The sequence below is a fragment of the Stutzerimonas kunmingensis genome, assembly GCF_032106285.1.
Lineage (GTDB): Bacteria > Pseudomonadota > Gammaproteobacteria > Pseudomonadales > Pseudomonadaceae > Stutzerimonas > Stutzerimonas kunmingensis_B.
Map to the genome: position 1 here is coordinate 13,382 of NZ_DAMCPO010000018.1, position 18,803 is coordinate 32,184.

General features: G+C 61.9%; 20 protein-coding genes and 1 tRNA gene. 9 read left to right on the top strand and 12 right to left on the bottom strand.

Annotated elements, in window-relative coordinates:
• The coding region (locus tag RT582_RS14890; RefSeq protein WP_313478188.1) for a transaldolase at window positions 1-704 on the top strand (704 nt) is incomplete at its 5' end.
• Here the strand turns inward: RT582_RS14890 and rssC are convergent.
• Window positions 705-1,187, bottom strand: a complete 483-nt coding sequence (rssC, locus tag RT582_RS14895) for an anti-sigma factor antagonist RssC (RefSeq protein WP_003301853.1) — start codon at window positions 1,185-1,187, stop codon at window positions 705-707.
• A complete protein-coding gene (gene rssB / locus RT582_RS14900) occupies window positions 1,184-2,368 on the bottom strand; it encodes a two-component system response regulator RssB (protein ID WP_014820050.1) in 1,185 nt (394 codons plus the stop codon). The genes rssC and rssB overlap by 4 nt, the downstream gene beginning before the upstream one ends.
• A gap of 193 nt (window positions 2,369-2,561) precedes the next feature.
• Here rssB and RT582_RS14905 point away from each other — a divergent pair, with 193 nt between their 5' ends.
• Window positions 2,562-2,861: a PilZ domain-containing protein gene (locus RT582_RS14905; protein ID WP_014820049.1), complete on the top strand. Its 300-nt coding sequence runs from the start codon at window positions 2,562-2,564 to the stop codon at window positions 2,859-2,861.
• Between the two features lie 39 nt (window positions 2,862-2,900).
• Here RT582_RS14905 and RT582_RS14910 read toward each other — a convergent pair whose 3' ends face one another.
• Entirely contained in the window at window positions 2,901-3,602 is a 702-nt protein-coding gene (locus RT582_RS14910) for an MlaA family lipoprotein (protein WP_313478190.1), read from the bottom strand.
• A gap of 229 nt (window positions 3,603-3,831) precedes the next feature.
• On the opposite strand from RT582_RS14910, the gene RT582_RS14915 reads away from it, so the two are divergent.
• Window positions 3,832-4,098: a DUF4404 family protein gene (locus RT582_RS14915; protein ID WP_011912816.1), complete on the top strand. Its 267-nt coding sequence runs from the start codon at window positions 3,832-3,834 to the stop codon at window positions 4,096-4,098.
• 39 nt (window positions 4,099-4,137) lie between these two features.
• Here the strand turns inward: RT582_RS14915 and queF are convergent, their stop codons facing one another.
• The 8 genes from queF to RT582_RS14955 all read right to left on the bottom strand — a co-directional run bounded on the left by queF (window position 4,138) and on the right by RT582_RS14955 (window position 11,670).
• Window positions 4,138-4,968 carry an NADPH-dependent 7-cyano-7-deazaguanine reductase QueF gene (gene queF, locus RT582_RS14920; RefSeq protein WP_313285741.1) on the bottom strand — a complete coding sequence of 277 codons (831 nt, stop codon included), beginning with the start codon at window positions 4,966-4,968 and terminating at the stop codon, window positions 4,138-4,140.
• A gap of 93 nt (window positions 4,969-5,061) precedes the next feature.
• Window positions 5,062-5,841 carry an ABC transporter permease gene (locus tag RT582_RS14925; protein ID WP_014820047.1) on the bottom strand — a complete coding sequence of 260 codons (780 nt, stop codon included), beginning with the start codon at window positions 5,839-5,841 and terminating at the stop codon, window positions 5,062-5,064.
• Entirely contained in the window at window positions 5,838-6,767 is a 930-nt protein-coding gene (locus RT582_RS14930) for an ABC transporter ATP-binding protein (protein ID WP_023447139.1), read from the bottom strand. Before RT582_RS14930 ends, RT582_RS14925 begins: the two co-directional genes overlap by 4 nt.
• 92 nt (window positions 6,768-6,859) lie before the next feature.
• The gene (locus tag RT582_RS14935) at window positions 6,860-7,852 is read right to left on the bottom strand and encodes a succinylglutamate desuccinylase (protein WP_313478193.1); all 993 of its coding nucleotides are present in this window, start codon (window positions 7,850-7,852) and stop codon (window positions 6,860-6,862) included.
• A gap of 12 nt (window positions 7,853-7,864) precedes the next feature.
• Window positions 7,865-8,146 carry a hypothetical protein gene (locus RT582_RS14940; RefSeq protein ID WP_003282913.1) on the bottom strand — a complete coding sequence of 94 codons (282 nt, stop codon included), beginning with the start codon at window positions 8,144-8,146 and terminating at the stop codon, window positions 7,865-7,867.
• Between the two features lie 57 nt (window positions 8,147-8,203).
• Window positions 8,204-9,424 (bottom strand): aspartate aminotransferase family protein, encoded by a 1,221-nt coding sequence (locus RT582_RS14945; RefSeq protein ID WP_221103160.1) that lies wholly within the window; start codon window positions 9,422-9,424, stop codon window positions 8,204-8,206.
• Between the two features lie 139 nt (window positions 9,425-9,563).
• Window positions 9,564-10,253, bottom strand: coding sequence for a crotonase/enoyl-CoA hydratase family protein (locus tag RT582_RS14950; protein ID WP_312143461.1), 690 nt, complete (start codon window positions 10,251-10,253; stop codon window positions 9,564-9,566).
• A gap of 130 nt (window positions 10,254-10,383) precedes the next feature.
• On the bottom strand, window positions 10,384-11,670 hold the full coding sequence (locus RT582_RS14955) for an HD-GYP domain-containing protein (protein ID WP_221103158.1): 1,287 nt from the start codon (window positions 11,668-11,670) through the stop codon (window positions 10,384-10,386).
• A gap of 206 nt (window positions 11,671-11,876) precedes the next feature.
• Here RT582_RS14955 and RT582_RS14960 point away from each other — a divergent pair.
• Both RT582_RS14960 and RT582_RS14965 read left to right on the top strand, forming a co-directional pair.
• Window positions 11,877-11,966 (top strand) — tRNA-Ser (locus tag RT582_RS14960).
• 154 nt (window positions 11,967-12,120) lie between these two features.
• Complete coding sequence (locus RT582_RS14965) at window positions 12,121-12,558, top strand: DUF1810 domain-containing protein (RefSeq protein ID WP_090518902.1); 438 nt, start codon at window positions 12,121-12,123, stop codon at window positions 12,556-12,558.
• Window positions 12,559-12,570: 12 nt separating this feature from the next.
• Here the strand turns inward: RT582_RS14965 and RT582_RS14970 are convergent, their stop codons facing one another.
• Entirely contained in the window at window positions 12,571-13,083 is a 513-nt protein-coding gene (locus tag RT582_RS14970) for a hypothetical protein (RefSeq protein WP_312918108.1), read from the bottom strand.
• 348 nt (window positions 13,084-13,431) lie between these two features.
• Here RT582_RS14970 and RT582_RS14975 point away from each other — a divergent pair, with 348 nt between their 5' ends.
• The 4 genes from RT582_RS14975 to RT582_RS14990 all read left to right on the top strand — a co-directional run bounded on the left by RT582_RS14975 (window position 13,432) and on the right by RT582_RS14990 (window position 18,755).
• Entirely contained in the window at window positions 13,432-13,788 is a 357-nt protein-coding gene (locus RT582_RS14975; RefSeq protein WP_014820040.1) for a rhodanese-like domain-containing protein, read from the top strand.
• Between the two features lie 132 nt (window positions 13,789-13,920).
• Window positions 13,921-15,060 carry a mechanosensitive ion channel family protein gene (locus RT582_RS14980; RefSeq protein WP_046621128.1) on the top strand — a complete coding sequence of 380 codons (1,140 nt, stop codon included), beginning with the start codon at window positions 13,921-13,923 and terminating at the stop codon, window positions 15,058-15,060.
• A 113-nt stretch (window positions 15,061-15,173) separates the two neighbouring features.
• On the top strand, window positions 15,174-17,618 hold the full coding sequence (locus tag RT582_RS14985; RefSeq protein WP_313478200.1) for an acyl-CoA dehydrogenase: 2,445 nt from the start codon (window positions 15,174-15,176) through the stop codon (window positions 17,616-17,618).
• 120 nt (window positions 17,619-17,738) lie between these two features.
• Window positions 17,739-18,755, top strand: coding sequence for a ligase-associated DNA damage response exonuclease (locus RT582_RS14990; RefSeq protein ID WP_313478202.1), 1,017 nt, complete (start codon window positions 17,739-17,741; stop codon window positions 18,753-18,755).
• Window positions 18,756-18,803: the final 48 nt, after the last annotated feature.

The following is an 18,803-nucleotide window of genomic DNA, read 5'->3' on the forward strand; positions in this document are numbered from 1 at the left end:
GCAAGCAGATTCTGGAACTGATCCCCGGGCGCATCTCCACCGAGGTCGACGCGCGATTGTCTTTCGACACTCAAGCCATGGTCCAGCGCGGTGAGCGCCTGATCGGCCTTTACGAGCAGGCTGGCATCAGCCGCGAGCGCGTTCTGATCAAGATCGCTTCGACCTGGGAAGGCATCCGCGCAGCCGAACAGTTGGAGAAAGCCGGCATCCAGACCAACCTTACCCTGCTGTTCTCCTTCACCCAGGCCGTGGCATGCGCCGAGGCCGGCGTCTTCCTGATCTCGCCATTCGTTGGCCGCATCTATGACTGGTACAAGAAGCACGAAGGACGTGATTACCAAGGCGCGGAAGATCCGGGCGTGCAGTCGGTCAGCCGCATCTACGACTACTACAAGGCTCACGGATACAAGACGGTAGTGATGGGCGCGAGCTTCCGCAATGTCGGACAGATCGAGGCACTGGCCGGTTGCGACCGGCTGACCATCAGCCCGGAACTGCTCGGCGACCTGGCCGCAGCCAGCGGCGCGCTGGAACGCAAACTGCAGCCCGGCTGCGAGTCAGAAGCGCGTATCAGTCTGGATGAAAAGAGCTTCCGCTGGGGCCTGAACGAGGATGCGATGGCGACCGAAAAGCTTGCCGAAGGCATCCGTCAGTTCGCGCGGGACCAGGAGAAACTCGAAGCCCTGCTGGCCAAGCTGGCCTGATCAGGACCGCTCCAATGCGGTGACGAGGTCATGGAAGGCCTCGCGGTTGGATTCGTTGAGGCTCATCAGGATGCGGTGAGCCTCGAGCACCTTGGCCTTCACCACCTCTTCGGACTGATCCTGCGATGGCAGATCGGCCAGGCATTCCGGGCAAGGCAACGGCGTATCGACGATATTGAACACCTGATCAAAGCCCATAGACTGCAACAGCCGGGTGATGTCCGGGTGGGTGGTGACCAGCGTCGGCAACATACCCACCTTCTGCCGCGACAGTATCGACAGCTTGGCCAACAGGCCCAAGGTGGTGCTGTCAATGCTTCGGCTTTCGGTCAGATCAATGACAATCGAAGAAAAATTGCGCGACGAGAAGATCTTCTCGATCGTTGCATCCAGCGCCGAACAGAGCGTCAAACGGATTTCACCTATGAACTTCAGAACAAAGGTGCCATCCATCTCGGCGAACTGGATTCTACCAGTACTCATGCAAGGTTCCTGCTCAACACCAGCAAGGCGATATCGTCGGGCATGTCAGCCAGCTCGGCCAACCCGAAGACTCGACGTAATCCATCCAGCGTGCCACCGGCATCGGTAATCAGACCGGGCAGCGCGGACTCTTTTTCTTTGAGTGTGTCGCCGGGCAAAAGGTCCAGAATGCCGTCGGAGAGCAAGGTCAAGCTAAAGGTCTCGGGCAGCTTCAGCTCGAAATTCTGATAGGTCGCCTCAACGAACAACCCGACCGGCAACCCGCGCCCTTCTAGATAGTGCGCGCCCTCTCCCGTGTACAGCACCGGCATAGGCAGATGACCGCCAATGCTGTAGTGCAGCACGTCATGCTCCTGATCGATAACGCCGCCCAGCATGGTCACGTGCTTGCCCAGCTTGCAATTGATCAGCCCGCGGTTGATGTGATCTAGCACTTCCGACGGTTTGAACTCGCGCAGCGTGCCGCCACGGCGCGACTCGTACAGCAGGCGGGTCGTCATGAACTTGAGCAGCACGGTCACGAACGCCGAGGAGGCACCATGGCCGGAAACATCGGCCAGGTAGAAACCGATGCGCCGCTCATCCACGCGAAAATAGTCGACGAAGTCACCGGACAGGTACAGCGATGGGATGATCTGGTGGGCGAAGTCGAAGCCATCGACGCTCCAGGGCGTCACCGGCAGCATGTTCATCTGCACTTGGCGACCGGCGTCCTGGTCTTCCTGCAACAGGTGCAGGCTGGCTTGCAAATCACGATTGGCCGTCTCGAGCTGTTCACGATAGCGGCGATTTTCCAGCCGCAGACGAGAACGGTCCAGCGCCCGGCGTACCGAATGCTCAAGCATCGCCAGGTCTTCGAGTGGCTTGATCAGGTAGTCGGCAGCACCCAAGCGCAGGGCCTCCACCGCGTCGCTCATCACGCCGGCACCGGAAACCACGATCACGGGGAGGTCGAGCTGGCGCTCACTGATCTGACGGATCAGCTCAAGGCCATCCATCTGCGGCATGCGCAGATCGCAGATCACCAGATCGGGCTGCTCCGACTCGAAGAGCTCCATGCCCTGCGGGCCATTGCCGGCCTGCAAGACACGAAAACCACTGTCATCCAGATAGGCAGCCAGACTGGCTCGAACCACATCGTCGTCATCTATGATCAGCAGCGTCGCGCTTGGTTTATGCATGTTCCTACCAGGCGGGGTCGCCAGGATGATTGGCGAAAACATTGGCCCCGCATGACGCCGGGCTTGGGTTCGTTTCAAGGCGCAGACGGTACTCCCATACGATCGGGGTTTCAAGCCGACCGGCTGGCGCCTTTACAGGTCGAATTGAGGGGAGCTATAAGAATGCCGCAGCCATATATAAAAGGTTGAAACCATGAGCCAGAAAGACCGCGATTACAGTGAAAAACGCGATTTCATCCGAATGCAAATCGAAACCACCGTTGCGCTGGAACATGGCGATACAAAACTGAGCGGCACCTGTATCGACCTCTCCAGTACCGGCATGCAGGTTCTGGCCAGCGCCCAACTACGCATGGGCGACAAGGTCCGCGTACTCATTCCATCCGAGCACAGCGAACTGAAAGGACTGGACGCGCAGACAGAAGTCGTACGCGTCAGCCAGCTCGACGATGGCCGGCAGAGCCTGGGTCTGGCAATCCTTTCGATGTCCTGACCCTGCTCCAGCGATGGCCGCAGCAAATGCGGCCAGGCTTCAGAAGTCGTCTTCGACTTCCCCGTCCTTGACCCGGAATTCGCGATTCTGAAGGTAGGCGTTGCGTACGAATATGTAGCGATCACCCTGAATCATCTTCTCGGCTGACAGCAGCCCTGCGCGCGTATCGATCAGGTCCACACTCCGCGTCACGTTGCGGGTCGGCACATGATCCATGTGCGGATACGGTTCGAGGAAGGAATCCGGCACCCGGCCGACGGCATCACGCACCGTGCTTGGCCCAAGCAGCGGCAGCACGACATACGGCCCACTTCCCACCCCCCAGGCACCCAGCGTCTGGCCGAAGTCCTCATCGTTCTTGTGCAGCCCCATACGGGTGGCAACGTCGAAGAAACCGAGCACGCCGAATGTGGTATTGAACAGGATGCGACTGGTGTCGATGCCGGCATCGCGGACCTTGCCCTGCAGCAGGTCGTTGGTCAGCACCACCACATCACCGAGATTACTGAACACATTGCCGATGCCGTCCTCGAGGAAGCTCGGCGTCACTTTCTGGTAGCCCTGGGCCAAGGGCTTGAGGGTGTAGGTGTCAACGGTGTCATTGAAACGAAACACCGCGCGGTTGACGCCTTCCCACGGATCTTCTTCGGCCGCTAACGCAGGCGCTGCGCCAAGCGTGGCGATCGTAGCGACGAAACTGGCCTTGAGCACGGCGATCCAGGCCGTAGCGATCTTGGGCATCACTTTTCTCTCCCTTAGGTATTTGGTGCATGCGGCGCACCGACGCAGACCGCGCAGTATAGAGTGAACATCCTGTTTTCGGCAGTCAGCCGGATATTCGGCTTTCGTGGCACAGGCCGGCGCTTGCGCCAGCGCCGGTAAAGGCACAGACAAGGCCTGGCCGCTGGTTTAACCTTCAGCTATCGACGTTCATTACACGCCGCCCGTAAACCCATGAGAGGGAAGCAAAATGCCGGAACATGATCTGCAGTCGCAGCTCGAAGAGCTGCGTTATCAACTGGCCCAGGACACGCCGCTGACCGATGAGGAGCGGGCTTCGCTGCAAGCGATCGCCCAGGACATCGAAGTTCGCCTGGCGACGCAGGGCAGCACCGACCACAACGACTCGCTGGTGGATGGCGTCAACCTGGCCGTCGAGCGCTTCGAGGTCAGCCACCCAAGCATGGCCATGACGCTGCGCAACATCATGCAGACCCTGGCCAACATGGGCATCTGAAGCAGGTCACGGGTCGCGCTGCGACCCTGACTCGCTGCGTTACTGGCGCACCAGACGGCGATTGTCCACGACCATCGCCTCGGTACTGCGGTACGGATTGATGTCCAGCCCGCCGCGGCGCACGTAACGCGCATAGACGGTCAGCTTCTCCGGCTGCAGCAAACGCTGCAGATCGAGAAAGATGCGCTCCACGCATTGCTCGTGAAAGTCGGCATGCTGACGGAAGCTCACCAGATAGGCCAACAGGCTCTCCGCCTGCAACGCCGCGCCACGGTACTCGACGACTACGCTGCCCCAGTCCGGCTGACCGGTCACCGGACAGTTGGACTTGAGCAAGTGGCTGTGCAGCGACTCCTCGACCATATGCCCGGCATCACAGGCCAACAGTCCCGGTTGAGGATGGTCGTAATGCTCGATGGTCACGTCCAGATCGTCGACGCAGCGCCCCGGCAGCGTCGCAACACCCTCGGCCGCCACCTCATCCAGCGTGCGCAGGCGCACCTTCACCGGCTTGCCGACTGCCGCAGAAAGATCGCTGCTCATCACCTCGGCCAGCGCTTCCCGCGACTCGAACACCGACTGGTTCAGCGAGTTCAGATAGAGCTTGAACGACTTGGATTCGATGATGCTCGGCGAGTCCGCCGGAATCTCGAATTCACCGATCGCCACCACCGGCTTGCCGGAAGGCAGCAACCATGACAGTTCGTAGCAATTCCACAGATCCACGCCCTGGTAGGGCAGCGTCTCGGCGGTGAGACCAAGCTCGGCCCACTTCGGCGCGCGCGGAATCGGAAACAGTAGGTGCGGGCTGTAGGTGGCGACGTAGTCACTGGACTTGCCCAGCGGAGAATGTTCGGCGGGATGCTGCATGGGGAATGGACCTGAACGAGAAACGCCGCGAAGTTTAGCGCTTCGCGGTGTTCTTTTCAGCGGCATCGGCGCAGTCGCCGAACGGTCGGCGGTCTATTGCCGCATCCCGCGTCCACTCTTGAGCAGCCCGACGGAGACCAGATAGAGCGCCGCCACCGCCACCAGCATGAAGCTGATCGCTACACCGATGCGGATATCGGATACGCCGAGGATGCCGTAACGGAAAGCGTTGACCATGTGCAGCACCGGGTTGGCCAGCGACAGCGTCTGCCAGAACGGCGACAGCAAGTTGATCGAGTAGAACACCCCGCCCAGGTAGGTCAGCGGCGTCAGCACGAAGGTCGGGATGATCGAGATATCGTCGAAGTTGCGCGCAAACACCGCGTTGATGAAGCCACCCAGAGCGAAGATACTCGCCGTCAGGGTGATCACCAGCACGGTCACGCCCAGATGGTGCACCTGCAGATCGGTGAAGAACATCGACAGCAGCGTGACGATTACCGCAACCGCCAGCCCACGGGTGATACCACCCAGGGCAAAACCAATGACAATCACATGCGGCGAGACCGGCGAGACCAGCAGCTCCTCAATGGAGCGCTGGAACTTGGTGCTGAAGAAGCTCGATACGACGTTGCTGTACGAGTTGGTGATCACCGACATCATGATCAGCCCCGGCACGATGTAATCCATGTAGCTGAAGCCGTCCATGTCGCCGATCCGCGCGCCGATCAGGCTGCCGAAGATGACGAAGTACAGCACCATGGTGATCGCCGGCGGCAGCAGCGTCTGCGGCCAGATGCGTGTATAGCGACGAATCTCGCGCTGGACGATGGTCTGCAGCGCGACCAGGTTGGGACGCAGTTCGCCGCTCATGACTTCACCTTCAGGTTGTTCTCCACCAGCGACACGAACAGCTCCTCCAGTCGGTTGGTCTTGTTGCGCAGGCTCAGCACTTCGATGCCCTGAGCGCTGAGCAGACGGAACAGTTCGGTCACGCCCTGACTCTTCTCCACCTGCACCTCGAGGGTGTGATGATCGATCAACTGCGCCGGATAGCTGCCCAGCTCCGGCGCGACCAGTTGCGACTCCTTGAGGTCCAGCAGAAAGGTTTCCACGTGCAGCTGCGAGAGCAGCTCGCGCATGCTGGTGTTCTTGACGATCTGGCCATGGTCGATGATGCCGATGTTGCGGCACAGCTGTTCGGCCTCCTCCAGATAGTGGGTGGTGAGGATGATGGTGATGCCTTCACGATTGAGCTCGGTGAGGAACGACCACATCGAGCGGCGCAGCTCGATATCCACACCCGCGGTGGGCTCGTCGAGAATCAATAGCCGCGGTTGATGGATCAGCGCCCGCGCGATCATCAGGCGGCGCTTCATGCCGCCGGAGAGCATCCGCGAGGAAACATCACGCTTGTCCCACAACCCCAGCTGGTTGAGATAGCGCTCCGCGCGCTCCTTGGCAATCTTCGCCGGGATGCCGTAGTAGCCGGCCTGGGTGACCAGGATGTCGAAGGCTTTCTCGAACTGGTTGAAGTTGAATTCCTGCGGCACCACGCCCAGGCAGCGCTTGAGCCCGGACGGGTCGCGATCCAGATCGTGACCGAACACGTTGACCGTGCCGCCGCTCTTGTTCACCAGGGTGGAGAGGATGCCGATGGTGGTGGACTTGCCGGCGCCATTGGGCCCGAGCAAGGCGAAGAAGTCGCCTTCGGCCACGTCCAGATCGATACCCTTGAGGGCCTGGAAGCCGTTGCCGTAGGTCTTGGTCAACTGCCGGATGGACAGAGCAGTACTCATAAGAAGGTGCACACAACGCGAAGGGAGTGAAGCTAGATAAGGGCGCAAGTGACCAATTGCAACCGCCCATTTCCGGAGCGAGCGCCTCAGTGCTACGTGTCGGACTGCTCCAATGGCACAACGATCAATGCAGCACGCTGTCCTTCGGCAACATCGGCCATGGGGAAAAGAATGCGCGCGTCCAGCTCATCGACCACCCAGCGCATGCCGTCGTCCTCGGCAAGCAGGCTGCCAAGCGGCAATGGCGCAAAGTTCTCGATGTCAGCGGGTAGACACAGCCGAAACCGCGAGCTGCGCTTGATGATCTCTCGAGAAATACTCAGCAGCTGCGGTTGCGCCTCTGCACCCGCAGACAACTCGCGCCCCTCGATCATTGCGATCAGCTCCTGCTCGAACTGCAGCACTGCCGGCGGCAGGGCCTCGTCCTTGCCTTCGGCAAGCTCCAAGGTAAACGCCTCGGCGCCATGAAGCGTGGCGGTCATGGCGCTGAAGGTAGAGCTGGGCTGGCGCTGCAACACGACGCCGTCGATTGCCAGAGCATGCAGTCGGGCCAACGCATTGGGTTGTGCGCCCCCTCCCTCGCGCCAAGGGCAGATCGCAAACTGGGCGAGACGCGACGGGCGCATCGCTGAGTGCAGGTCATAGTGCCGGCGCTGGCGTCCGGACACGCTGAAGAAGCCTCCGACCAATGCCTCAAGCTCTGACGCACGAATGGCTTCGCCGCCCCATACATCAGCATGGGCACCGAGAAAGAGACGGTTAAGGTCATGTTCGATGTACCGAACCATGCGACGCATCGCTGCAGGATTGGCGAACAGCAGCAACAGTCGCGCACCGGGCTGCACATCGCCCCGTGCGAGCGCACGGATCAGGCGATCCAGGACATGTATGGGGATGAGTTCATTGCCGTGTATGCCGGCCGACAGGACCAGGTCGACGCCTTGATCCTGGCCGCTCGGCGGCGATACCAGCAGCGCGCCCTCGGCCAGCCAGTGCAGCTTCACCCCGCGCGGGGTGAGCTGGACTTTCTCGCAGGGCTCGCGCCCGGCCAGGGTCAGTTCCAGCAGCTTGCCGATGGCGAGCATGCCGGTCTGCCGTCAGTGATTGCAGTCAGGGCCGTGGACGTGCTCGTCGTCATCGGCCTCGACCGGCTCCATTTCCAGCTGCAGGCTGACCAGATTGGTGGCCAACGGACGCAGCACCAGATTGGCGTACTCGGTGTCGCCGTCCTCGACGTCCACACCGATCATCAGCTGACCGTTGCCGACCTGCTGAATCCAGACCTCGCGGCCCTGCCAAATAACGGCAAAACGGGTGCAGGAAGTTTCCAGTTGGGTTCCGTCGACATCTTCCAGAACCAGTTGCAGGCTATCGCTCATTGAATTGCTCTCGCTAGTAGAACGCGCGACGCCCGCGGCGCCGCGCATGGGGAATGGTCAGGCCTGGGTCAGCGTCGCGACGGCGCGCTCGAGGCGATCCAGCCCTTCGTCGATATCAGCGTCGTCGATGACCAGGCTCGGCGCCAGGCGCACCACGTCGGGGCCGGCCTGCAGCACCATGAGAGCTTGCTTCTCCGCGGCGGCGCAGAAGGCACCGGCCTTACCCTTCCAGGCCTCGCTCAACACACAGCCGATCAGCAGGCCACGGCCACGCACCAGGCTGAACACGCCATAGCGCTCACCGATCTGCATCAGGCGCGCCTTGAAACGCTCGTGTCGCGCCTTAACGCCTTCGAGCACCTGCGGCGTATTGACGATATCCAGCACCGTTTCGGCAACAGCGCAGGCCAGCGGATTGCCGCCATAAGTGGTGCCGTGGGTGCCGACGCTCAGGTGCGCGGCGATCTCGTTGGTGGTCAGCATCGCGCCGATGGGAAAGCCGCCGCCCAGGCTCTTGGCGTTGGTCAGGATATCCGGCGTGACGCCGTAGTGCATGTAGGCGAACAGCTCGCCGGTACGGCCGAGGCCGGTCTGCACCTCATCGAAGATGAGCAGCGCGTTGTGCTCGTTGCACAGCTGGCGCGCGCCTTCCAGATAGGCCTGGTCGCCCGGCAGGATGCCGCTCTCGCCCTGGATCGGCTCCAGCACCACCGCGCAGGTCTTGTCGGAGATCGCCGCTTTCAGGGCGTCGAGATCGTTGAAGGGTACATGGGTAATCCCTTCGATCTTTGGCCCGAAGCCGTCGGAGTACTTCGACTGCCCGCCCACCGTGACGGTGAACAGGGTGCGGCCGTGGAAGCTGTTCAGCGCCGAGATAATCTCGAATTTCTGCGGCCCGTAGACGTCATGGGCGTAACGACGGGCCAGCTTGAACGCCGCCTCGTTGGCTTCCGCGCCGGAATTGCAGAAGAACGCGCGGTCGGCGAAGGTCGCTGCCGTCAGCTTCTTCGCCAGGCGCAGCGCCGGCTCGTTGGTATAGATGTTGGAAATGTGCCAGAGCTTGCCAGCCTGCTCGGTCAGCGCCGCGACCATCGCCGGATGCGCATGGCCCAGTGCGTTGACCGCGATGCCGCCAGCGAAGTCCACCAGTTCTCGCCCGCTCTGATCCCATACTCGCGAACCCAGGCCACGTACCGGTACGAAGGCTGCTGGGGCGAAGGTGGGAACAATGACCTGGTCGAAATCGGCGCGTTCTACCGGGGTGTGCGGGGCGGACATCGGGGCTCTCCTGCGAGGCGACACGGAATGAGAAATGAAAACGCCCCGCCATCGGCGGGGCGTCACTCGCGCAGTGTAAACGCAGGGCCGGCCCTCGTGCGCACTCGAGAAGAAATTCTCTTGCGCCCCGCGCGCTCTTTCAGCCGAAGTGCTGCTGGTCCAGCGCGATCGCTTGGTCCAGGGTTTCCAGCAGCGCCTTGCGCACTTTGAGCTTGGTGTTCTTGTGCGCCACCATGTTGATCTTCTTCAGCTGCTCGGCCGCGGCTTTGGCGACTGCCGGCAGCTCACCGGTCGGCACCACCTTGTCGAGAAAACCGGCATCCACCGCGCCAATCGGATCGAACATCTCGCCGTTGATCACCGAGCGATGGAAGGCTGAATTGCGCAAACGGTCACGCGCCAACTCGATGCCTGCATGGTGCATGGTCATGCCGATCTGCACCTCATTGAGGCCTATATGGAATGGCCCTTCGACACCAATGCGGTAATCGGCGGACAACAGTAGGAAGGCGCCTTTGGCGATCGCATGCCCTGGGCACGCCACGATGATCGGGAACGGGTGTGCCAGCATCCGGCGGGAGAAGGTCGAACCGGTAGCGACCAGCGTCATGGCGTTCTGCGGGCTCGACGTCATGACCTTCAGATCGTAGCCGCCGGACAGGATGCCTGGCTGCCCGGTGAGAATCACGACGGCACGGTCCTGCTCGGCGCGATCCAGCGCGGCGTTGAGCGCCTCGAACACGGCAGGCGAAAGGGCGTTGACCTTGCCATTGCACAGCGTCAGCGTGGCAACGCCGTCTTCGAATTGGTAGGAGACCAGCTCACTCATGACGAGATTCCTTGTTTTTAAAGTGGGCAGACGTTACCCAGCGCTCAGGCTCAGGTAAAGCGCGATGACCGACCGGCCGGTCACGCCAGAGGCGTCAAAGCCGCACCGAAACGTATCTGTACAGAAGGGATCAGCTCGATTCGAAGTCGGCCAGTGTCTCGGGGTGCAGGATGGCCTGTAGCTCGGGGTCGGCGAGATGAAGCCCGAAAGAGCCATCCGGCAGACCGACGGATATCCGGTAAGGCGCACCCTCCTCGTCCACGGTGATCTGCGCCAGATCCAGATAACGCGGCGTGCAGCGCTGCTTGGCGGCATCGCGCAACACCACGACACGGGGGCGGAGTTGGTATTGCCGATGTTTTTCCACTACCACGGCGACCTCGCCGGTGTGCAACTCGACGAGCGTACCCACCGGGAAGGCTCCCAGCCAGCGGATGAATTCGCTCACCAGGTCCTCGTCGAACTGCCTGCCGCTGGCGCTGCGCAGGATCTCGAAGGCCGATTGCACCGGTCGCGCGCAATCGTAGGCCCGGTGGCTGGTAATGGCGTCGAAAGCGTCGACAATGGTGATGATGCGCGTCATGTAGGAAATCTGCGCCGGCCCCGAACCCAGCGGATATCCAGTGCCATCGAGTCGCTCGTGATGGCCATACGCGGCGTGCAGTGCAGCTTCCGGAATACCGGGTTGCGCTCGCAGCGCTTCCAGGCCGAAGACCGGATGCCGCTTGATCACCTCGAACTCCTGCGCGGTGAGCTTTCCGGGCTTGTTGAGAATCTCAGGATCAATGCGCATCTTGCCGACGTCATGCAGCAACCCCGCCATGCCCAGCAGCTGGAGTTTGTCGTCCTGCAGGCCGAGATGATTGCCAAAGCCCATCGCCATGATCGACACCGACAAGCAGTGCAGGCTGGTGTAGAGATCCTTGTTCTTCAGCCGGACCAGCCAGAGCATGGCGCTTTCATTGCGCAGCATGCTGGCCAGGTTGCGCTTGACGGCGCCATGGCATGCGCGGGTGTCGATCACTCGTCCATGCTGTACGTCGGCCAGCACCTGTTCGATCAGGCGGGAGCCATCCAGATAGGCTGCGCGGGCCTCTTCCACCTCGGTCGAAAGCGCGTGCTGCGGTCGCTCTATCGACTTGCGAACACGCGGCCCGGCGACCGGAACCGGCGTATCGTGCTGCAAGCGAACTCTGCGCGTATCGTCGACATAGACATACTCGCAACAGTTGCGTAGCGCGCGTATCTCGGCGGGCTTCAGCAGCGGAAAACCCTGGAACGCAAAGTTCGTTTCATTCCACGGCCGATCCAGCTCGCAGACGTACATACCCAATTCCAGGCGGGCGACAGCAACCCGACGCCGGGTCGGCACCAGCAAGGTATCGATATGCTTACCTGACTTGCTTGTCAGTTTCATGGAACAGGTGAGCTCCGCTCGGCTTCTTATTCAAAATAACCCAGGCATCGACCAAGGCTGCAATCAGGAGTCTAGCGGAACGTGCAGCCTGTCACCTGAGCGAGACGAATTTGTTAAGCGCATGAATAAGCTAAAAAAGTTTTTGCCAAAGGCACAGGGTTCGATTACATTAGCGCGCCTCGATGGACATGAACCTCCGTCGATCCGGTGAGGTGTCCGAGCGGTTGAAGGAGCACGCCTGGAAAGTGTGTATACGAGAAATCGTATCAAGGGTTCGAATCCCTTCCTCACCGCCATATTCGATTCAAGCAGAACCCCTGACTTCCCCGAAGTCAGGGGTTTTTGCGTTCTAGAGCCCCGATCCGAGGGCACCATACGTCCGTCAGCGATTGTCGTGCCGTCTGGCCTGCTGCAGATTGCTCGCAGTCCTTTCATGCCGCAATCACTTCCATGGCCGATCCCTACCACCTGCAGCGCTTCGTCGACGCTCAACAACTCCAGTATCAGCAGGCGCTGGCAGAACTGCGCAGCGGGCGCAAACGTACGCACTGGATGTGGTTCATCTTTCCGCAGCTGCAGGGGCTTGGCCGCAGCGCCATGGCACAGCGCTACGCGATTTCGGGCCGAGCCGAGGCTGAAGCCTATCTGCAGCACCCGCTGCTGGGACCACGTCTGCTGGCCTGCACCGAGGCGATGCTAGGGCATCACCGCAACAGCGCACAGCAGATTCTGGGAAGCCCAGACGACCTGAAGTTTCACTCCTGCATGACCCTCTTCGCCCATGTAGCGCCAGACTCCGCCCGGTTCGAGCAGGCGCTGCAAGCCTTCTTCGACGGTCAGCCCGATCCGGCCACCCTGAGACTTCTGAGCAGCGGCGACACCAGCTGAACGCCGGCCGACTCAACGCTGGCCGGCGGCGCCACCCGTTGTGCCGCCGCTGGCCGCACCGCCGCTGCTGGCTCCGCCTGCACCGTTACCGCCACCTGTTCCGATTCCACCCGGCGGTGTGACGCCGCCCTGATTGGCGTTTCCATTGGCACCACCCGGAGCGGTCTGCGGCTGGGTGGTGCCCGGCGCAGGATTCGCGCCCACGCCACCGTTCGGCTGGCGGACATTGCTCTGCGGACTCGGCAAACCGGTCCCGGTCGGCGGGTTCGTGGCACCCGGAACGTTGGGTCGGGGGTTGTACGCATCACTCTGCACGCCCCCTCGGTTGACACCAGGCGCCTGCTCCCGAGTGGTGCCCGGCTCACGGATACGGTTGATATCGCGACCGATCTGCTGGCGATTTTCTTCCAAATCGGCACCCATCTGGTCACGCTCCTGCTGCAGTGTCATGCCCTCCTGCTGCGCCAATGCAGCGCTGGAAATGGCGGTGAGTAACAGTACTAGCGGTAACTTCGGCTTGTTCATTGTCTGTCCTCCGATGCGGTGTAAAACGGAAGACAACCAAAAGAAGCGACCAGCTCCATCTCTAGAGCGTTCGCTGGTGCGGAAATTGCTTTCTCTTGAGTCTGGGCGAATGTCCAGCACGTCTCGTTTACCGGCGTCGGATTCTGGAAACCGCGGTCACGTACCGTCTCCGCCCTTCGGCAAGGCGATAATCGCTACACACAAGAATAAAAGGCCATGTCATGCTCAAGCAGAAGAAATTTCGGCAGGCGACACTGATCGTCATTGCCACGGCAGTGATTCTCATCCTGCCCAACCTGACCCGTATATTCAGCTGAGCGCGCCACCGGCGCGCTGCGAGGAGTTCCCATGCGCGCCCCGATTCTTTCCCTACTGCTGGCTCTGAGCCTGCACGCATCGGCTGGCGAGATCGATCAGCCCACCGCCCTGCAGATGCTGCAGCGAGCCGACACCGTACTGATCGATGTAAGGACTGCTGACGAGTTCGCCGAAGGAGCGCTACCCGGCGCGGTTCGCATCGAGACTCCGGATATCGCCGAGCGGATCGGAATGCTGGCCCCGGAAAAGGACACCCCGGTCGTGCTCTACTGCCGCAGCGGCCGACGCGCCTCCGAAGCGCAGGACGTGCTCGAGAAGCTCGGCTACACACAGGTCATTAACGCCGGCGGCTACGACGAGCTCGCCACTTCCTTACCGAGCGACTGATAGCACCAACGCAACCACCGAGCCCGCTAGCACCACCCATCCGACCGCCGACATAGGGAACTTATGAGCAGCGAGGACCACTGAAAAACGTGGCCTTCGCTGCATCATGCGCACCCTTATCGGAGGATATGAATGAACTGGGACGCCCTGCTCAACGAGACACTCTGGATCAACCTGGCTATCGTGCTGGGGATCACCATCGTCAGCTACCTGGTCCTGCGCACCATCCTCGGGATCGTCACCAGGCGCCTCAACAAACTCGCAACCGGGTCCAAGACCAAGTTCCTCGGCATCACCGCCGAACTGCTTTCACGCACCAGCAATCTGCTGATCCTGGCGTTCTCACTGCTGATCGCACTGAAGACGGTTGAACTGTCGCCTCGCTGGGAATCGACAATGTCCCACGGCTGGTTCATCGCCCTCGCGTTCCAGTTCGCGCTGTGGATGGACACCGGTGTGCGCCTGTGGATGGAGAGCCTGACCCGCGACGGCAAGGCTCGCAATCCGGTCACCACCACCATCATCGGCATCATGATCCGTATCGTGGTCTGGACCATGATGCTGCTATCGATCCTCGCCAACCTGGGTGTCGACATCACCGCCATGGTCGCCAGCCTCGGCGTTGGCGGTATCGCCATCGCCCTGGCAGTACAGACGCTGCTCAGCGACATCTTCGCCTCACTGTCCATCGGCGTGGACAAGCCGTTCGAGATAGGTGACTTCGTGGTATTCGGCGAGGTGGCCGGCAACATCGAGCACATCGGCCTGAAAACCACGCGCATTCGCGCCCTCAGCGGCGAACAGGTGGTCGTATCCAACGCCGACCTGTTGCGGCAGATCGTGCACAACTACAAGCGCATGAACACGCGGCGGATCGTCTTCAAGTTCGGCATCACCTACGACACGCCAACCGAAAAGGTGAAAGAGGTGGCAGAACTGGTGAAGCGCATCATTGAAGGCATCGAAGTGGCGAAGTTCGACCGCGCGCATTTCCTCGGCTTCGACGACAGCCAGCTGACCTTCGAGGTCGTCTACATCATGCAGGTCTCGGACTACAACAAGTACATGGACACCCAGCAGGCGATCAACCTCGCCCTGCTGCAGGGCATTCGCGACATGGACGTGCAGTTCGCCTTCCCCACCCGCAGCATCGAATTCATCGGTGGGCGATTGCCGGAAATCAATGTTGCCGGCGTGCCGCAGGAAAAGCCGGCAGCCAACCAGAACGCCGACGATGCCGACACGCAAATGCTCGGCGCCCGGCCGAGCTGAACCATCCCCCGTCGCCGCCCGTTGGCCGGCGGCGACACCTCGTCCCTTCGCTGCAGCGGCGCAAGCGCCTATGCTGAAGACGGAAGCTGTTCGAACCTGAAAGGATAAGACTCATGACGCTGCTCTGGTTGCTGGTTCTACTGCTCGGCATTGCCGTAATCGCCCACCTGCGCCTGTCGCCGGTGCCGGCACTGGTGTTCGTCGCCACCTACCTGGTCTTCATGACCGCTGCCGACACCTCCGGGGTGGTGGTATTCCTGCTCTGGCTCGCCTTGATCGCCATTGCGGTGCCTCTATTGGTCGCAGACGTGCGCCGCAAGTACTTCAGCGGGCCGATGTTCGACTGGTTCAAGAAGGTGCTACCGCCGATTTCCGCCACCGAGCGCGACGCCATCGACGCCGGCACCGTCTGGTGGGACGGCGAACTCTTTAGCGGCCGCCCGGCGTGGGACACCCTGCTCGGCTATCCGAAGGCGCGCCTCACGGATGAAGAACAGGCCTTTCTCGACGGCCCTACCGAAACCCTCTGCGCCCTGGTCAGCGAATGGGATATCGCCCAGCGCATGGACCTGCCGCCCGCCGCCTGGGACTACATCAAGGCCGAAGGCTTCTTCGCCCTGATCATCCCCAAGGAATACGGCGGCAAGGGCTTCTCCGCCTACGCCCACTCGCAGATCGTGATGAAACTCGCCACCCGCAGCGGTGACCTGGCCAGCACCGTGATGGTGCCCAACTCTCTCGGTCCGGCCGAGCTGCTGATGCACTACGGCACCGATGAGCAGCGCAACCACTACCTGCCGCGCCTGGCCAATGGCTCCGACATTCCCTGCTTTGCCCTCACCGGCCCATATGCCGGCTCCGACGCCGGCGCCATGAACGACAGCGGCGTGATCTGCCGCGGCCAGTGGCAGGGCGAAGAAGTGCTCGGCCTGCGGCTGAACTGGGAGAAGCGCTACATCACCCTCGGCCCGGTGGCGACCCTGCTCGGCGTAGCTTTCAAGACCTACGATCCGGATCACTTGCTGGGCGATGAGGAAGAACTCGGCATCAGCCTGGCGTTGATCCCCACCGACACTCCCGGCGTGGACATCGGCCGTCGCCACCTGCCGCTGGGTGCGGCCTTCATGAACGGGCCGAACTGGGGCAAGGATGTCTTCGTGCCGCTGGATGCGATCATCGGCGGCCGCGACATGATCGGCAAAGGCTGGATGATGCTGATGAACTGCCTGTCGGTCGGCCGCTCGATCTCCCTGCCGGCGACCGGCACCAGCGCCGCCAAAGTCTGCAGCTACGTGAGCGGTCGCTATGCGCAGGTCCGCGAGCAGTTCAACGTGCCATTGGCCGCCTTCGAAGGCATTCAGGAGCCGTTGGCGCGCATTGGCGGCAACGCCTGGCTGATGGACGCGGCGCGTATTCTCACCGCCAACGCCGTCGACCTGGGCGAAAAGCCCTCGGTGCTCTCGGCGATTCTGAAGTACCACCTCACCGAACGCGGCCGAGCCTGCATCACCGACGCCATGGATATCCACGGCGGCAAGGGCATCATCCTCGGCCCGAACAATTACCTCGGACGCCTATGGCTGTCGGCGCCGATCTCCATCACCGTGGAAGGTGCCAACATCCTCTCGCGCAACCTGATGATCTTCGGCCAGGGCGCAATCCGCTGCCATCCGTTCGTGCTGCGCGAAATGGAGCTGGTCCACGAGCCGGATCGTGAAGCCGCTGTTGTGAAATTCGATGACCTGTTGATGCAACACATCGGCTTCGCCGTCAGCAACACGGCCAGCACCCTGCTGCTGGGTCTGAGCTTCGGTCTGATGGGGCGTGTGCCGGGGACGAGCGTCACGCAACCCTACTTCCGCGCGCTCAATCGCATCGCCGCGGCATTCGCGATGCTGGCCGATCTGTCGATGATGCTGCTCGGCGGCGAGCTCAAGCGTCGCGAGCGGCTGTCGGCGCGGCTGGGCGACGTGCTCAGCCATCTCTACCTCGCCTCCGCAGCACTCAAGCAGTTCCATGACCTCGGCCATCCGACTGAACAGGAGCCGCTGCTGCGCTGGGCGCTGGAGGACTGCCTGGAGAAGGCCGAATCCGCCCTGCAGGACGTGCTGGCCAACTTCCCCAACCGCATTCTCGGGCACCTGCTGCATGCTCTGGTGTTCCCCTTCGGTGCGCGCCACAAGGGGCCGTCCGACGTCCTAGACGCCGAGGTCGCCGCCCTCCTCGGCCGCCCGGAAGGCGATCCGGCTTTGGAGCGCATCCTCGATGGCATGTACCGCCCGCAGAATCCTGAGCAGCCGCTCGGCGCGCTGAAGCACGCCTTCGAGATCCTCGCCACCAGCCAGGACGCAGCGAAGAAGCTGGCCAAGGCGCTCAAGTCAGGCGCGGTTATGCCGGCCGCTGGCGAAAATTCGATCGATGCCGCGCTGGCTGCCGGCGTCATAGATGCCGTGGAGGCCGAGCAGCTGCAGATGGCAGAACTCGCACGGCGCAAAGTCATCGACGTGGACGACTTCGCCAAGGAGAACCTGCAGTTGCAGGAAGGACGAATCCGCTGATTTCCGACAAGCCCTGCAGCCCGTTCATTGAACGGGCCTGCCACTGCCATAGCCTGGCGAGCGAACTCCAAACGCCTCGTCTGGCTCCAACCCTGCAAGCCCATCGAACTGCCAGTCGTCATGGATCTTGTCGTTGCTCGGCCCGAAGGCCTCTACTGCCCACCCGGTGATTTCTACATCGATCCCTGGCGTCCGGTCGATCGCGCCGTCATCACCCACGCCCACGGCGACCACGCGCGCTGGGGCATGGGCCATTACCTGGCTTCAAGCGACAGCGAAGGCATTCTGCGTTCACGCATCGCCGCCGATATGCCGCTGCAAACGCTGGCCTACGGTGAGTCCGTCGAACATCACGGCGTAAAGCTCAGCTTCCACCCGGCCGGCCATGTGCTCGGCTCGGCTCAGGTGCGACTGGAATACAAGGGCGAGGTCTGGGTGGCCTCAGGCGACTACAAGGTCGAGCCGGACGGCACCTGCGCCCCGTTCGAGCCGGTGCGCTGCCACACCTTCATTACCGAATCGACCTTCGGTTTGCCGATCTACAAATGGCCGTCCCAGGCCGAGGTATTCCGCGACATCAATGACTGGTGGCGCGCCAACGCCGCGGCCGGGCGAGCCTCGGTGCTGTTCTGCTATGCCTTCGGCAAGGCGCAGCGCATCCTTCACGGATTGGATGAGAACATCGGCACCATCGTCGTCCATGGCGCTGTGGAGCCACTGAACAAGGTCTATCGCGAAGGCGGTGTCTATCTTCCACCGACCATTTATGCCGGCGACCTGAAAAAGGGCGACCCTCGGCTGAAGCAGGCCATCATCCTCGCGCCGCCGTCAGCTGGCGGGAGCACATGGATGCGTCGTTTCGGTGACTATGCCGATGCCTTCGCCAGCGGCTGGATGATGTTGCGCGGCACCCGTCGTCGACGTGGTGTCGACCGCGGCTTCGTGCTCTCCGATCACGCCGACTGGCCGGGCCTGCTCTGGGCCATCGAGCAGACCGGCGCCGAGCGGGTGATGGTCACCCACGGTTCCGTTCCGATCCTGGTCCGTTATCTGCGTGAGATGCGCGGGCTCGATGCGCAGGCCTTCGAGACCGAATATGGCGACGAAGACGACGCGAACACCCAGGAGGCCGAATGACTAGGCGGATCACCACCCCGCCTCGTAGGAGCGAGCTTGCGCGCAAAC

What these genes read in the sequence shown, in the direction of transcription:
- RT582_RS14980 (WP_046621128.1), top strand. Translation starts at nt 13,921, where the DNA reads ATGAACTGGGACGCCCTGCTCAACGAGACACTCTGGATCAACCTGGCT.
- RT582_RS14910 (WP_313478190.1), bottom strand. Translation starts at nt 3,602, where the DNA reads ATGCCCAAGATCGCTACGGCCTGGATCGCCGTGCTCAAGGCCAGTTTC.
- RT582_RS14905 (WP_014820049.1), top strand. Translation starts at nt 2,562, where the DNA reads ATGAGCCAGAAAGACCGCGATTACAGTGAAAAACGCGATTTCATCCGA.
- RT582_RS14930 (WP_023447139.1), bottom strand. Translation starts at nt 6,767, where the DNA reads ATGAGTACTGCTCTGTCCATCCGGCAGTTGACCAAGACCTACGGCAAC.
- RT582_RS14965 (WP_090518902.1), top strand. Translation starts at nt 12,121, where the DNA reads ATGGCCGATCCCTACCACCTGCAGCGCTTCGTCGACGCTCAACAACTC.
- RT582_RS14950 (WP_312143461.1), bottom strand. Translation starts at nt 10,253, where the DNA reads ATGAGTGAGCTGGTCTCCTACCAATTCGAAGACGGCGTTGCCACGCTG.
- RT582_RS14940 (WP_003282913.1), bottom strand. Translation starts at nt 8,146, where the DNA reads ATGAGCGATAGCCTGCAACTGGTTCTGGAAGATGTCGACGGAACCCAA.
- queF (WP_313285741.1), bottom strand. Translation starts at nt 4,968, where the DNA reads ATGCAGCATCCCGCCGAACATTCTCCGCTGGGCAAGTCCAGTGACTAC.
- RT582_RS14955 (WP_221103158.1), bottom strand. Translation starts at nt 11,670, where the DNA reads ATGAAACTGACAAGCAAGTCAGGTAAGCATATCGATACCTTGCTGGTG.
- RT582_RS14925 (WP_014820047.1), bottom strand. Translation starts at nt 5,841, where the DNA reads ATGAGCGGCGAACTGCGTCCCAACCTGGTCGCGCTGCAGACCATCGTC.
- RT582_RS14970 (WP_312918108.1), bottom strand. Translation starts at nt 13,083, where the DNA reads ATGAACAAGCCGAAGTTACCGCTAGTACTGTTACTCACCGCCATTTCC.
- RT582_RS14945 (WP_221103160.1), bottom strand. Translation starts at nt 9,424, where the DNA reads ATGTCCGCCCCGCACACCCCGGTAGAACGCGCCGATTTCGACCAGGTC.
- RT582_RS14985 (WP_313478200.1), top strand. Translation starts at nt 15,174, where the DNA reads ATGACGCTGCTCTGGTTGCTGGTTCTACTGCTCGGCATTGCCGTAATC.
- RT582_RS14935 (WP_313478193.1), bottom strand. Translation starts at nt 7,852, where the DNA reads ATGCTCGCCATCGGCAAGCTGCTGGAACTGACCCTGGCCGGGCGCGAG.
- rssB (WP_014820050.1), bottom strand. Translation starts at nt 2,368, where the DNA reads ATGCATAAACCAAGCGCGACGCTGCTGATCATAGATGACGACGATGTG.
- rssC (WP_003301853.1), bottom strand. Translation starts at nt 1,187, where the DNA reads ATGAGTACTGGTAGAATCCAGTTCGCCGAGATGGATGGCACCTTTGTT.
- RT582_RS14975 (WP_014820040.1), top strand. Translation starts at nt 13,432, where the DNA reads ATGCGCGCCCCGATTCTTTCCCTACTGCTGGCTCTGAGCCTGCACGCA.
- RT582_RS14990 (WP_313478202.1), top strand. Translation starts at nt 17,739, where the DNA reads ATGGATCTTGTCGTTGCTCGGCCCGAAGGCCTCTACTGCCCACCCGGT.
- RT582_RS14915 (WP_011912816.1), top strand. Translation starts at nt 3,832, where the DNA reads ATGCCGGAACATGATCTGCAGTCGCAGCTCGAAGAGCTGCGTTATCAA.